This window comes from Geotalea uraniireducens, assembly GCF_027943965.1.
In the GTDB taxonomy this organism is placed as follows: domain Bacteria; phylum Desulfobacterota; class Desulfuromonadia; order Geobacterales; family Geobacteraceae; genus Geobacter; species Geobacter uraniireducens.
Genome location: NZ_AP027151.1, coordinates 703,667 through 717,582, shown reverse-complemented (window position 1 = coordinate 717,582; position 13,916 = coordinate 703,667). Strand labels below are relative to the sequence as shown.

Here is a 13,916-nt window from a genome sequence, read left to right as displayed (position 1 = left end):
ACCGGGGATAACCCGGCTTTTCACTCCATTACGTGTAAATCCCCGCCGGTATCCGGGGTTGATCAGAATCAGAAGAACTTCCGGAGATTGGCGGCAAGCCGTTTTTCCACCCGATTGTCGCTATCGTTACGCCGACCGTAACTGTAATCCAAGGTGGCCTGCAGCTTCTGGAACGTGATCCCGATCGTTCCGTTGTAGACCTGCTCCAGTGTTTCCCCCGGGTCGAGCAGCGAAAAGCGAACATTGCCGGCGATAAACAGGCGGCTCAAAGGAAAGTAGCGGAGGCCAAGGGTCAGTCGAGTGGCCGTATCCTGGGTGGTGGTAAATTCACCGTAGTTCTTTGTCTGAGTATAGGAGAACTCTTGGGACACTTCCAGCAATTTCCGCTCAAGGCCGTGGAACGTATAGTAATTGTAAGCAAGCCGCTGGCGAAGATCAATATATTTGCTCTCGGTCTTGAGATCGACCTTGCCGACATTGTAGAGATAGTTGAGCGAAGCCTCCAGATTCCGATTCGGCCGATATTCGACCGCCCCCTGGCTTTCAAGCAGGTCGAGAGTATCGCCACCGACATTCCGGAAACTGTAGCTGGTCCGGAGCCGCACCAGGAAGTTGGCAATACTGTAATCGATGGTATTGCGGATCGTGGTCAGGTAATCGGCAGGGGCACCGGGCTGAGTCAGGATATCCTCGATCAGGGTAAGGGAGAGCCGCGTCCGGGGGAGCGGCGACCAGTAAGCGCTGGCGGTCGTCACATAGCGGACGTAGTTGTTGATCGTATTGTCACGGCGCTGGAAAATCGACCCGAGGGTCGAGCCGGTGTTGTAACCGTTGAAGCCGCTGTTGATGACAATCGCCGAATTACTGAAGTCCTGCGGGTTGGTGCCGCTGCCGACGGAAACATTTTCTTCCAGTTCCAGGCGATATGTGGTGGAAGGATCGTAGGCCAGCCGGGCAACCGCGTTATGGTTCAGGTACGACGAATCGTCCTGGTTGCGGTCGGAGGTATTGAAGTATTTGATATTGTAGCTGCCATAGAGGGTGTAATCCCGGGAGAACCGGCGAGTGCTGGCGCTCTCGAGTCCCCCCTCCAGCGAAATCAGTTTCGCCCCGTCATTGTCGGCATGTTCCGCTTTCAGGATCGTCCCCAAGGTAAAGGGCGACCGTTTCAGCATGTCGAGTCGAAGCATGCCGCTCAAATCAGAAGTGTCGACCAGGGTGTTGTCAGGTTGCCGCACGCGTTTGTCATGCGAATAGAGGCTCCCCTTCCAATCGATGTCCGCGCCCCAGACACCACTGGCGTATACCGGGATCGTCCGCTCCAGGGTAATCCCTTGCTGATCCAGCGTTCGCGACAGTGAACTGAAGGTCCGGGCATCCCAGGTTTGCCGGTTGGCAAGGGCATAGAAGTTGAACTCGTAGGCTTGGAAGGTGGTAGTCGGATCGGGAGTGGCGTGTTTGGTAAACTGGCCGTCGGTGGAGATCTTCAGCCAGTTGGTCAGATCGATCCAGCGCCGGCTGAGCGCCTGGTCAATGGTCCCCAGTTGAAACTGGCTCTCCTTGTACGACTGGTTGGGGTTCAGATAATCGTCGTAGGTGCTCGTCCGATAGTGAAACCAGTTGTCGCGCTTGTTGAGGCTAACAAAGGCCAGCCGGCGCAGCCGGGTATCCTGGGGGGTGGCGCTCCGCGTATCTTTGTTGATCTCGTCGCGATAGTCGACCATTACCAGGGGGATATGGCGGAATATCGCATTATAACCGTTAGTTAGGCCGTTCTTGACGCCGAATAGCACTGTGACGCCGGTGTTGATATGGGTCCCGTCTAGAAGGTCGGTAATCAGGCCGGGCCGGATCATGGTCGTATTGCCGACCGACACGGTATCCTCATCCATGGCGATCCGGTTCATATCGTAGCTGTAGGCCTTCATCCGCAGCGGTAATTCAACCGGATCGAGGACAACTTCCCCGTTGTAGAGCAGATGCCCGGCACTGATTGAGGGGTTGAGATCGCCGCCGCGGTCGTCCGATTGCTTGATTCTGGTATCGAATGCCCCCCACTCGTAACCGACCGATACATTGTAGGCACCGACCCGGCCGTCATAGAGCAGCCCGTCAGTTGAATAGAGGAGCGAATACCGGTGGTGGAACGAATGGGCATCGGTAACCCGCCGCCCCTGCTCGTCGGCCTGGTAGCTGACGTAGCCAAGGTCAATCTCGCCACTGATCCTTGCTTGCGCGGGCAGTGGCCCCAGCAACGCCGTGACGAAGGCCGTCAGGAGCAAAAGGGATATGATCGGGAACCGATGTTGTTTCATCAAAGGGCCATAAATTCTGCTTTAGTACGGTACATTGCCGAGGAGACGGCACGCTCGTCCGTAAACCTGCAATATCTGCGCCTCGGCAACGGAGCAACCCGCCGCAACACAGGCCATTAACCAACCGTTATTACTATACTTTCCATAGCAGCACATAACAACGACACGTCACCTCGGCAATTCCAGCGATTTCACCTGTTTATGACTGCCAAATCGCCCGGCGCCTCGAAAAAAAAGGGGCGGATAAAATCCGCCCCAACCGCAATACAGCGATACATCCGTTATTTGACGTGGCAGCCGAGACAGAGCTTGCTGCCGTCGTTGGTGGTCCGCAGGAAGGGAATGTTGGTATTGTCGTGAACAGCATGACAGCTGCCGCACTCCAGGTACTTGTCCTGGCCGCCGGAAGCAAAGAGCGGGAACCCGCCTGAGACAGTGCTAGTTTTAAGGATATTGCCCGTCACATCCCCAAGGCCATTGCTGGTTCCAGATTGCAGGACCCGGAAGTTGATCGGATGGCTGCTGCGCAGGTCAGTACCCAGATTGGCAGCCCGCCCACTTGCTATTCCCTCACTGGCACCGGTCCCCCCCAGTGAAACGTCGGTAGAGGTCCCGTCGGCCGGCTGATTCTTGATCATCGTCGTTCCGCCCAAGGCGCTTCCGTCATGACAGCTCATGCAGAAGAGCGAAATGCTGTCGGTGGTAAAACCGGTCGCATGCTTCGAGTTGACCATGGTTACCGAGGAATACAGCGTGAAGCCGCCAGCAGCAGTTCCGTTCGCGGTACGGTTCCAGAGCGGAACGTTCTGGGCCGCATTGTGCGGGGTGTGGCAGAAGATACAAATCTGACCGGTCCCCCCCGCACCAACCTTGTAACTCGCCGTACTCCCGAGGCTCAGGTTGTGCTTGGTACCGGCAATCGTGGAACTGCCTGCCGCAAAGGCAGCGGTTGCAACGGTCGAAACGGCCAACGCTGCAACAAGGGACAATACTCTCTTCATCTTTCTTCTCCTTTCATGGCGATAAGAACGCGATCCATTCCTCGCAGGTAAATACACATCGCAATTACGCTTGCTTTAGCAAGCAATATACCATTTTTAGCACAAACCATCCTTCCGCCTTTTCCCACGCCCCTCAACAGCGCTTAACATACCAATATTGCAACACAATAACAATAATAGGTCTCACACCAAGCAGACACAAGTGTCATATTATTGAACGTGACAAATTAAAATATTGCAAATTTTGACAGTTTAGGCTGGCAATTGAAGCGAGTTACCCAGCCACTTTCAGCGATATAACGGAGTAGCCGCAATTAAGACGGAAAAAACGGCAGCAGGAATGGAGAAAGGGGAAAAGAGCGAAGGAAGGATGACACAACAACGCTCCTTCCCCTGCCGGAGCAGAGCGGCAGGGGAAGGAGACAGGCAGGGCTATCTCTGTTCGTACCCGGGAATCGGATGCTCGCGAAGAAAGCGGTCGGAAATGTACTGAAACACCTGGAAGCGGCGATTCAACTGATCGACAACATAGATCGTGTCATTGCGGTCGATATCGACCCCCTGGGGGATCAGGAAACCGCCCGGGGCCTCCTTGCCGGTCTGCAGAACGGAATAGAGCCCGCCAACGGTAAGCAGATAATCACCGTTGGTACTGTAAATTTCCAGCTTGTGCCCCTTACCATCCGTAATATAGATGTTGTCGTCGGAATCGATCGCCACCGCCTTTATGATCTGGAAGTCACCGGGTCCATCACCCCGCCGGCCGAATTTCCGCAGGAATTTCCCCTCGCTGTCGAAGATCTGGATCCGGGCGTTCATCGAGTCGGCAACGACAACTTCCCCCTTACCGTTCACTTCGACGTCGATCGGATAGTTGAACGAACCGTCAGCATCTCCCCGCTGGCCGAAGCTGAACAGGTATTTGCCGGCAAGATCGAAAACGACGATCTTGTGCCCGCGGGTATCGACAACGAAAAGTCGCTGCCGCTTCACATCGATAGCCAACCCTCCGCCCTTGACAACATGATTCGCCAGATCGATGGTCCGCAATGGCTTTTCGTCAGGGGTGAAGACCAGCACCAGATTTTTTTCCGCGTCAGAAACATAGATATTGTCGACATCGTCGACCGTTACCCCGACCACTTGTCGGAACATGCCAGCAGCTTCGTCCCTACCGAGCATATGGACATCATGCTTTACCATGTCATAGACGACAACGCCCTGCAGGCCGGCATCGGTTACATACACTTTTCCCTTGCCGTTCGACTTGATATCGAGCGGCTTGTTGAAACTGAACGCATCCTCCTCACCGGCAATCGCCTGCAGAAACTTGCTGAAACCGGATTTGGGAAAATCCTGCTGGCTGTAATATGCTTTCAGCCACTCGATCCGCGGCCGCTCGGGCAGGGGCGGCCAGAAAAACCGCCGGGCTGTTTGCGGCTGCTGCGCGGCGCAACCTGCAAAAAAAACGGCCATCCCGACGATTGCAACGAATTTACCTAGCTGCTTGAACTTTTCCATCGACACACTCCTTGGCTGAACAACCACTCCACCGCCCAAAGGCGAGGACTCACTATTTGCGCCGGTTTCTGCCGGCCTACTTGTTATGACACATCTGGCAAAGCTGCATGCGGTCTTCGGCATTGTTCTGGAAGAAATACCGGACATCATTGCCATGGGGATTATGGCAGGAGATGCAGGACATTTCCCGCCCGGTCTTCGGAGCCGACGGATCTTTGAACCCACTTACCGGGTGGCCTTGGCCGGTAGTCGTCCGCACCACGTGCGGCGCTTTTTTGATTGATTCGTGACATGACAGGCACAGTTCGTTGATCGGCGCCTTGAGTTGAGCATAATACGGGCTACCATGGGGATCATGGCAGACTTCGCACATCCCGCCAGCCACCGGTCCATGGACGTATTTCTTCTTCTTGAACTCGGCGGCTTTCTCTTCGTGGCACTCGTTGCACAGTGCCGCATCGCGCTTGAGCACGGCGTACTTGGGCTTGGCATTCTCCTTATGACAGTACGTACAGGAATAGGTTCCGGCCGGGCCGTGAATATATTTTGCGTCAAGGATTTTGCGATGGCAGCCGGCGCAGGGGTTCTCTTTCTCCTGGGTGCTCAGCAGCTGGGTCGGCGTCGGTTCCATATTATGGCAGCCGGCACACCGCTGTTCATGGTCCGGGGTGTGAAACACGTTGGCCGCATATTCGGGGGGAATTGTCGCCTGCTCGCCTTTCGGCGCATAATAAAAGGCTGCCTGAGCCACTTCCAGGCGCTCCTTCCCGGCATACGCCTCGAGCACAACGTTGTTTCGGCCGCGGTCCCAGACAGGCTGTACGATCAGGATATCCTGGAACGCCTTGCGGTATTCGGGCGACGAAACCTGCATCAGATCGCCCGGCAAGCCATTCACGTCGATCTTCACTGCCGTGATCTCCGGGTTGTTTAGCTTGACGATTAGGTAATTCGACCGGGCAACCCAGGTGTTTGGCGCCGGCGAAACGAACGTCACCGCCGCCATCGCCCCCGGGATCCACCAATTCAGCAGCAGAAAGAGTGCCGCGGTTATCCCCATTCGGGACATTGTGCCTCCTCACGCCGTCAGGGATTGGTTACGAAGCGCAGCCGATCATAGCTTTTCGGCTTGTGGCATCCCACCACGCAGGTCCCGCCGGTGTCGGTCTTGGTGTAATGGATCGGAATATCCCACGAACCAAAGCCGGGGATACGTTCTTTGATCAGCCGCAGTTGGCCGGCCGCATGGGGATCGTGGCAAGTCTTGCACGACCTTCCCTTATCGGACCGGTTGACGTGCACATAATGCAGGTTGAAATCGCCATTGCGAAATCCGGTCAGGGTATCGGTCCGCCGATCCTGCGCCAGTTCTCTGGTGTGACAGCGGAAACAGAGTTCGAAATTAGCCTGCTTGTAGGGCAGGTAAAACTCTTCCGGATACTCGCCTTTCAACATACTTGGAAAAGGCGAACCGTGGGGGGCATGACAATCAGTACACCGTCCCTCCGCCACCGGCTTGTGGACCGAAACGCCTTCAGTCAGGGCCTTGTCGTGGCAGCTGAAACAGAGCTGGGCGCCAGGCGCCTTGAGCAGTGCCGGATTGTCGGATTGATGGGGATCGTGACAGCGGGTACAGTGCCCGGCAGCCACCGGCGCGTGACCATGCTTGGCGGAAAAGTCCTTGGCATTATGACAACCGAAACAGAGATCGGCCCCCGGAGCCTTGAGTTGCATCGGATAGGGAGATTGATGGACGTCGTGACAGGCAAGGCAATCGCCTTCTGCCACCGGAGGATGAACTACTTTTTTGGTTGCCTTGCTTTCATGACAGACGGCGCAGAGCTTTTCTCGCTCGCCAACGAGACGGAACGCTCCCTGCTCGTCGGGATGCGGTTTACCGGTCGGCCGATGGCAGGCAATGCAATCATCGGTAGCAACAGGGCCGTGAACAAACTGCTCCCGCACCTTGCTTTTGTGGCACCGGGTCCCGCAGCCGTCGGGAAGGCCTGGCAAGCGGTCCGCCCCACGAGCGGTGCCGCTTGCCAGAAACCAGGCGAGAAATAAAAGACCACAGAGTCCGTAGATCAGAAATTGTTTCATAGCTTGGCGTTGGCCCGCCGCCGTACCGGTCCGCCAAATGACCGGCTTTGCGGGAGGGCCCTGGGAGAACCTGCTGATTTAGTGTGCGACAAATCGCCTCCCAGCACACATAGCAAGGTTTATGCCGCCAAGCAGCTATTTACCGCCACCATAGCTATGGAGACCCGAGAGGATCAGGTTCACCCCGAGATAGCAGAAAATCGTCGCCGCAAAACCGACGATCGACAGGATAGCAGCTTTCTTGCCGACCCAGCCACGGGTAAAGCGGGCGTGGAGGAATGCCGCATAAATGAACCAGACGATCAGCGACCAAGTCTCCTTGGGGTCCCAACTCCAGTAAGTACCCCAGGCGTAGTTCGCCCATGCGGCGCCGGTGATGATCCCCAGCGTCAGAAGGGGAAAGCCGACCATGATCGCTTTGTAGTTGAGGTCATCAAGGACCTTGACCGGCGGGAACATGGCAATAACGCCGCCAGCCTGGGTAGTCGTCGGCGACTCTTCCTTGCCGGCCTTGATAAGGTACATGATCGACAGGCCGCAGGCGACGGCAAACGCCGCATAACCGAGGAAGCAGGTAATGACGTGATAGAGAAGCCAGTTGCTCTGCAGCGCCGGAACCAGCGGTTCAATGCCGCTGCCGAGACTGAGTTGGGCCCAGGCCATGCCGAACAGGGCGAACGGAATAACGAAAGCCCCCACAACCCGATACTTGTACTTGAGATCGAGAATCCCGAAGATAAGAATGATGGTCCAGGCGAAAAAGACCACCGACTCATAGAGATTCGACAAGGGAGCGTGGCCGTGGCCGAGATCGTACGACTCCTTCCAGCGTAGGGCGATCGCCGCCGTATGGACGATAAAGCCCAGGTAGGCGATCAGACTGCCGGCAAGCCCGACCTCCTTTTTCTTGGTTGCCAAAAAGGCAAAAAATGCAAGCATGGAAATGAGATACGAGAAGGTTGCAATATTGAACAGCATGGAACTGGTCATAACTAAGATCCTCCGCCGTCTACAGTTTTTTCAGCTTGTCGACAAGTTCGTCAAACAGGATTTGGAAGCCGGCCGGATTCTTGCTGGCCGTGCCCCCCATGGTCACATGACCGTTTCGCACCCGCACCCAGAGCCGTTTGTGCGACATGAAAAACGCCATGCAGCAGCCGGCCACCATCAGGAAGCAGCCCGCCCAGACAACCCAGACGCCAGGGTCCTTGGCCACCTGAAGGCCGGTAAACATCTTCTCGTCGCTCCCCAAGTAGTTGAAGACCAGTTTGCCCCCCCGTTGCTCATCGAAATTCGGATAATTCTGAAAAACGATGAACGCCTTAGGCTCTCCCGCCTTGGGAGTTACCTCGATGCGGGCCGCCGGTCCGCTGAACTGGGGAATGAACTGGCTCACGTCCTGGGTGGCTTCGAGAACCTGAAGTGTCGAGCCGTCAGGCAACGGTTTGCGCTCCCCCTGTTGCAGGGAAACCTTGACGGGAGAACCGCCGTTCCGTTCGCGGACGGTGAAGTGGTATAACCCCCCCTCGCCGGCCGGGCCATAGCTCGACTGATAGAACGTGATGCCTTTATAGGTGAGGGGATCGTTGACGATCACCGGACGTTTGTCGATCACCACCTTCCCGCCGTCAATGACGGAGAGAATGCTTTTAAACTCTTTCGGCGCACCGGTGTCATAGAACGAGACGGAAAACTTGTCGCAACGGACGGTGAAGCCGAGGTCGATGGGCTGGCCGGAACGGGAATAGATGGTCGAGGTGCCGGTCCCCTCAACGATATTGACGTACCCCTTGTAGCCGAGGAACGAGCCGAGCAGCGCACCGATAAAAATGACGATGATACTCAGGTGCACTACATAAACTCCCAGCCGGCTATAGGGCGATTTCTGGGCAAAGAGGTGAAACTCCCCGTCGCGCTCCGTTATCACGGGCGCGGCGAATTCGCCTTTCAGGAAGGCGGTCATCTTGTCCCGGAGCGTCGCCACGTCACCCTGCATCTTGAAATCGTGGGTCAGGGAAAGCGATCTCTGGAAACCGTCGTCCATTACCAGGGTTGGCTCGGAGATCATTTTCCAGACCCGCGGCAACCGCTTTATCGAACAGGCGACGATATTGACGGTGAAAAGATAAAGCAGAAGGATGAACCACCATGAGTGGTACATATCGAAGAAGCCCAGCGTCTGATACAGCTTCTGTTTTGCTTCACTGATGGTCTGCAGGTATTCGGGGGGAGGCGGCCCCTGCGGAATGATGGTCCCGATGATCGATGTCGCCGCCAGCAGGATCAGGAGCGAAATGGCGAGTTTCAGAGAACAGAAAAAATCCCATAGTGCCTGCAAGAAACCTCGATTGCTCGTTGCCAACGTATCTCTCCCGGTCGTCTAATGGATTTTCAGCTAAAAAAAAAGTCCTGTCGGACTGTCGTATTATAACCAAATTTCTCGATAAAAAACAAACATTTAATTTTTTTAATCCTGCAGTTGAGTCAAGAAAAGGGATAACGGATTCCCCGCTATCCCTTTCACAGCCACTCGATGTAATCGAGCAACTACTTCTTGTGGCACTCACCGCACTTGGTCGGCCCTTTTTTCATTTCGGCATGGCAGCCTTTGCAGGTTTTGTGCGCATAGTCCTTGCCAAACCCTTCAATTTTGCCGGGACCCTTCTCATGGCATTTCTTGCAGTCTTTCAGCGCTTCCTGGTGCATCTTGTGCGGGAACGCTACGTTTCCGTTTTTGGCAGGAAACGTAATCACATCCGCAGCCAGAGCCATGCTGGAGCAGAAGACGGACAGTGCGAGAGCAGCAATAACTTTTTTCATCGGCTTGTTTACCCCCTTCAGAGAAATTGGTGGAAAATCCGTCAGAAACTTATACAGCAGCGCTTCCGTTTGTCAAGCAAAAAGCTGCCCGGCGCAAGGGGACAGATCACGGCCGGGCCGGCGCTCGCAGGCTATTTGTCCTGCAAACGCACCTGAAGTGCCCGATCTTTCTGCTCGACCTCGTCGGCCATGGTTTCCTTGTAACGCAGTAGTGAGGCGGCCAGCTCCAGGTTGCCGAGCGCCAGCATCTGCACCGCCAGCAGGCCGGCATTCTTTGCCCCGGCCTTCCCGATGGCCATAGTGGCAACCGGGATACCGCCCGGCATCTGAACCATCGCATAGAGGGCGTCGAGACCATTCAGCGCGCCACCGGGAATCGGCACGGCGATAACCGGCAACACGGTCTCGGCGGCAATCACCCCGGCCAGATGAGCCGCCATGCCGGCGCCGGCAATGATCACCCGTATCCCCCGTTCCGCGGCGCCACTCGCCAGCGCCGCCGCTTTTTTCGGCGAGCGGTGGGCCGAAGCGATCCGCATTTCCCAACGGATCCCGAAATTATCCAGAATCTTTGCCGCCTCCTCCATAATCGCTACGTCGGAATCGCTCCCCATGACGATCAGTACCTGCGGTTCGTTCATCGTTCATCCTCCACACGAAAAACTGTCGGCCGCCCGGCGACCGTGACAAGACGAATTTGCCTCAGCTCTTTGCCAGCGCCTTAGCGCCGATATCTTTCCGGTAGTGAACCCCTTCCCAGTCAATGGCCCCAACCCCCTGGTAGGCTCGATCGATCGCCTCGCGAACCGTCCTTCCGAGCGCCGTCACTCCCAGCACCCGACCACCGGCAGTCACCACCTCGCCGTCCCGCCGCGTGGTACCGGCATGGAAAACAAAGAGTTCCTCCAGCGCCGCCGCTTCGTCAAGGCCGCGGATCGGGTCGCCTTTACGATAGTCGGCAGGATAGCCGCCAGCAGCCATCACCACGCAGACCGCAGCCTTGTCGTGCCATTCGAGGGCTATACCGCCAAGATCGCCCTTCGCCACCGACAGCAACACCGGCACGATATCCGACTTCAACCGCATCAACAGCGGCTGGCACTCGGGATCGCCGAAACGGGCGTTGAATTCGAGTACCTTCACCTCGTCGCCGTTGATCATCAGACCGGCATAAAGAACACCGCGATAAGGACGCCCTTCAGCCGCCATACCGTCGACAGTCCGCCGCATCACCTCGACCATCACCTTGTCGTGAATGGCCTGGGTAACGACCGGAGCCGGCGAATAGGCGCCCATTCCGCCGGTATTCGGGCCCTTGTCGCCGTCAAAAACGGCCTTGTGGTCCTGGGCGCTGGCCAGAGGGATAATGGCCTTGCCATCGGTAAAAGCGAGGAACGAAGCCTCTTCACCCACCAGGAATTCTTCGATGACCACCCGGGAGCCCGCCGAGCCGAAGGCGTTACCGGTGAGCATATCCTGCACCGTCGCCACCGCCTCCTCGCGACTCTGGGCAATGATAACCCCTTTTCCCGCAGCCAAGCCGTCCGCCTTGATGACGATCGGCACCCCGACCTGGTCGATAAAGGCCACTGCTGGTGCAACCTCCTCGAACACCCCATAGGCGGCGGTCGGCACCTGGTATTTTTTCATCAGGTCCTTGGAGAATGCCTTGCTGGCTTCGATGATTGCCGCGTTGCGCCGGGCACCAAAGATGGTCAGGCCGTACTCTTCGAACAGGTCGACGATCCCCAGGGAAAGAGGGAGTTCGGGACCGACCACGGTCAAATCGATATCGTGAGTGCGGGCAAAGTCGAGCAGGCCGACCAGGTCATCGACCGCCAGGGGAACATTTTCGGCAATCTCACCGATGCCGGGATTGCCCGGTGCGCAGTAAACACGGGTCACCAGGGGAGATTGGGCGATCTTCCAGACCAGGGCATGTTCCCGGCCACCGCCCCCAATAACGAGAACCTTCATTATCTGCTCCTTTCGGCGGCATAGTGCCGCAGCAATCGATGGGATTCCGATAAAGCGCACATCCCGGCCGGGGTAAGAACTAATTGACGGCGGACCTGGGTTGAGCAGGTCGAGAGGCATGCCGGCGACGGCAGGGCTTGACCCCCTCCGGCAGTTAGCGCAGGGATGATCAGCCCGTTGGTGGGGTGGGTGAACCCGGCCGGCCGTACCGTCATAACGCATGATCGGCCGCCAGTAAAAGAATCTGTCATGATGCGTCAGTGCCGAGACGAGACACTGGACGCTTCTTGCGCGCCGCCACCGCTCGGCACCCGGTCATCACATTGGTCTATACGTACCTGCCGTTGTCCCGCTTTTTGGCAGGGAACCTATGACCGAAATTGCTGACATGGCCCGCAAAGATCGGCCCCGGCAGCAGCCGGAGTCGGCGGAACCGGGGACAACCCGTCCCCGGCACCGCCGCCCAGCCAGTGGAACCGCTTACTCAGTGCCGAAAATGGCGCATCGCCGTGAAGACCATGGCCATGCCGTGCTCATCGGCGGCGGCAATCACCTCCGCGTCGCGCATGCTCCCTCCCGGCTGGATCACCGCGGTGATCCCGGCAGCCGCGGCATTGTCGATGCCGTCCCGGAACGGGAAGAAAGCGTCGGAAGCCATCACCGCCCCCTTGACTTCAAGGCCGGCGTGCTCCGCCTTGATCGCGGCGATCCGTGCCGAGTTGACCCGGCTCATCTGGCCGGCGCCGACGCCGATGGTCATATTCTCCTTGCCGTAGACGATGGCGTTGGACTTGACGAACTTGGCCACCCGCCAGGTGAAGAGCAGGTCTTTCATCTCCTGCTCGGTGGGCTGCCGCTTGCTGACCACCTTCAGTTCGCTGTAGAGCTCCAGGTCAGCATCCTGGACGAGCAGGCCGCCATTGACCCGCTTGAGATCGAGGCGCGCCAGCGGCGTCGCCGGCCATTCGCCGCACTCCAGCAGCCGGACGTTCTTCTTCGCCGCCACCACTTCCACCGCCGCCGGAGCGACCTTCGGGGCGATGATCACCTCGACGAACTGCCGGTCGACAATCGCCCGGGCCGTCGCTTCGTCAAGTTCCCGGTTGCAGGCGATAATCCCGCCGAACGCCGACTCGGGATCGGTCTGGTAGGCCCGGTCATAGGCTTCGAGCAGCGAGGCGCCAATCGCCACACCACAGGGATTGGCGTGCTTGACGATGACGCAGGCCGGCCCTTCGGTGAACTGTTTGACGCATTCGAGCGCGGCGTCGGTATCGCCGATGTTGTTATAGGAAAGTTCTTTCCCCTGCAACTGGCGGGCAGTGGAAACCGATGCTTCCTCAACCTTCCGCTCGACATAAAACGCGGCGCCCTGGTGGGGATTCTCGCCGTAGCGCATCTCCTGGGCCTTCTTGAACTGCAGCGTGATCGTATCGGGATAGGCGGCCACTTCGTCGCCCAGCCGGGCGCCGAGCCAGTTGGAGATCGCCCCGTCGTAGGCGGCGGTGTGCTGGTAAACTTTCACTGCCAGCCGAAAGTTGCTCTCGCGGGAAACCGCGCCGCCGTTCGCCTTCATTTCGTCAAGGATCGGCCGGTAGTCGGCAGGATCGACGAGCACGGTCACGTCGGCGTTGTTCTTGGCCGCCGAGCGAAGCATGGTCGGGCCGCCGATATCGATATTCTCGATGGCGTCCGCCAGGGTGCAGGCGGGATTGGCTACCGTCGCCTCGAAGGGGTAGAGGTTCACTACCACCATGTCGATCGGCTCAATGCCGTGCTGCTTCATCGTCGCCACATGTTCGGGGTTGCCGCGCATGCCGAGAAGCCCGCCGTGCACCTTGGGATGGAGGGTCTTGACCCGGCCGTCGAGCATCTCCGGGAAGCCGGTGAACTCGGAAACGTCCTTGACTGCCAGCCCGGAATCGCGGAGCAGCTTGGCGGTACCGCCGGTAGAAAGGATTTCGACGCCGTAACCGGCCAGTTCCCTGGCGAATTCGACGATGCCGGTCTTGTCGGAGAGACTGATGAGTGCGCGGGTGATCTTAGCCATGATGTGTGCTCCTTTTAAGACGATATAGCCACGAAGTCGGCGGCCGCTGCCGCAACGACAGCGGAAATCCCCGGCCACCTTCAAAGGTACCGCCGGGCGGGGCTGCCGCCCGGTATTTCCTCTGCCATTACA

Annotated in this window: 11 protein-coding genes; all 11 read right to left on the bottom strand. The window is 57.6% G+C overall.

Features of this window, described 5'->3' with window-relative positions; translation table 11 throughout:
* Positions 1-68: 68 nt before the first annotated feature.
* Positions 69-2,315, bottom strand: a complete 2,247-nt coding sequence (locus tag QMN23_RS03405; RefSeq protein WP_282001772.1) for a hypothetical protein — start codon at positions 2,313-2,315, stop codon at positions 69-71.
* A 281-nt stretch (positions 2,316-2,596) separates the two neighbouring features.
* Entirely contained in the window at positions 2,597-3,316 is a 720-nt protein-coding gene (locus QMN23_RS03400; RefSeq protein ID WP_282001771.1) for a cytochrome c3 family protein, read from the bottom strand.
* 432 nt (positions 3,317-3,748) lie between these two features.
* A complete protein-coding gene (locus QMN23_RS03395; RefSeq protein WP_282001770.1) occupies positions 3,749-4,837 on the bottom strand; it encodes a 6-bladed beta-propeller in 1,089 nt (362 codons plus the stop codon).
* A 76-nt stretch (positions 4,838-4,913) separates the two neighbouring features.
* On the bottom strand, positions 4,914-5,906 hold the full coding sequence (locus QMN23_RS03390) for a cytochrome c3 family protein (protein ID WP_282001769.1): 993 nt from the start codon (positions 5,904-5,906) through the stop codon (positions 4,914-4,916).
* A 17-nt stretch (positions 5,907-5,923) separates the two neighbouring features.
* Entirely contained in the window at positions 5,924-6,937 is a 1,014-nt protein-coding gene (locus QMN23_RS03385) for a cytochrome c3 family protein (RefSeq protein WP_282001768.1), read from the bottom strand.
* A gap of 135 nt (positions 6,938-7,072) precedes the next feature.
* Positions 7,073-7,927, bottom strand: a complete 855-nt coding sequence (gene ccsB / locus QMN23_RS03380; protein WP_282001767.1) for a c-type cytochrome biogenesis protein CcsB — start codon at positions 7,925-7,927, stop codon at positions 7,073-7,075.
* Between the two features lie 19 nt (positions 7,928-7,946).
* Complete coding sequence (resB, locus tag QMN23_RS03375) at positions 7,947-9,299, bottom strand: cytochrome c biogenesis protein ResB (protein ID WP_282001766.1); 1,353 nt, start codon at positions 9,297-9,299, stop codon at positions 7,947-7,949.
* A 185-nt stretch (positions 9,300-9,484) separates the two neighbouring features.
* Positions 9,485-9,757, bottom strand: coding sequence for a cytochrome c7 (locus tag QMN23_RS03370; RefSeq protein ID WP_282001765.1), 273 nt, complete (start codon positions 9,755-9,757; stop codon positions 9,485-9,487).
* A 131-nt stretch (positions 9,758-9,888) separates the two neighbouring features.
* Complete coding sequence (gene purE / locus QMN23_RS03365) at positions 9,889-10,398, bottom strand: 5-(carboxyamino)imidazole ribonucleotide mutase (RefSeq protein WP_282001764.1); 510 nt, start codon at positions 10,396-10,398, stop codon at positions 9,889-9,891.
* Between the two features lie 61 nt (positions 10,399-10,459).
* A complete protein-coding gene (gene purD / locus QMN23_RS03360) occupies positions 10,460-11,734 on the bottom strand; it encodes a phosphoribosylamine--glycine ligase (protein ID WP_282001763.1) in 1,275 nt (424 codons plus the stop codon).
* 484 nt (positions 11,735-12,218) lie between these two features.
* Positions 12,219-13,784, bottom strand: coding sequence for a bifunctional phosphoribosylaminoimidazolecarboxamide formyltransferase/IMP cyclohydrolase (purH, locus tag QMN23_RS03355; RefSeq protein WP_282001762.1), 1,566 nt, complete (start codon positions 13,782-13,784; stop codon positions 12,219-12,221).
* Positions 13,785-13,916 lie beyond the last annotated feature (132 nt).

Excerpts from the sequence above, each read along its gene's own strand:
- QMN23_RS03405 (WP_282001772.1), bottom strand. The coding sequence starts at position 2,315 with ATGAAACAACATCGGTTCCCGATCATATCCCTTTTGCTCCTGACGGCC.
- QMN23_RS03400 (WP_282001771.1), bottom strand. The coding sequence starts at position 3,316 with ATGAAGAGAGTATTGTCCCTTGTTGCAGCGTTGGCCGTTTCGACCGTT.
- QMN23_RS03395 (WP_282001770.1), bottom strand. The coding sequence starts at position 4,837 with ATGGAAAAGTTCAAGCAGCTAGGTAAATTCGTTGCAATCGTCGGGATG.
- QMN23_RS03390 (WP_282001769.1), bottom strand. The coding sequence starts at position 5,906 with ATGTCCCGAATGGGGATAACCGCGGCACTCTTTCTGCTGCTGAATTGG.
- QMN23_RS03385 (WP_282001768.1), bottom strand. The coding sequence starts at position 6,937 with ATGAAACAATTTCTGATCTACGGACTCTGTGGTCTTTTATTTCTCGCC.
- ccsB (WP_282001767.1), bottom strand. The coding sequence starts at position 7,927 with ATGACCAGTTCCATGCTGTTCAATATTGCAACCTTCTCGTATCTCATT.
- QMN23_RS03370 (WP_282001765.1), bottom strand. The coding sequence starts at position 9,757 with ATGAAAAAAGTTATTGCTGCTCTCGCACTGTCCGTCTTCTGCTCCAGC.
- purE (WP_282001764.1), bottom strand. The coding sequence starts at position 10,398 with ATGAACGAACCGCAGGTACTGATCGTCATGGGGAGCGATTCCGACGTA.
- purD (WP_282001763.1), bottom strand. The coding sequence starts at position 11,734 with ATGAAGGTTCTCGTTATTGGGGGCGGTGGCCGGGAACATGCCCTGGTC.
- purH (WP_282001762.1), bottom strand. The coding sequence starts at position 13,784 with ATGGCTAAGATCACCCGCGCACTCATCAGTCTCTCCGACAAGACCGGC.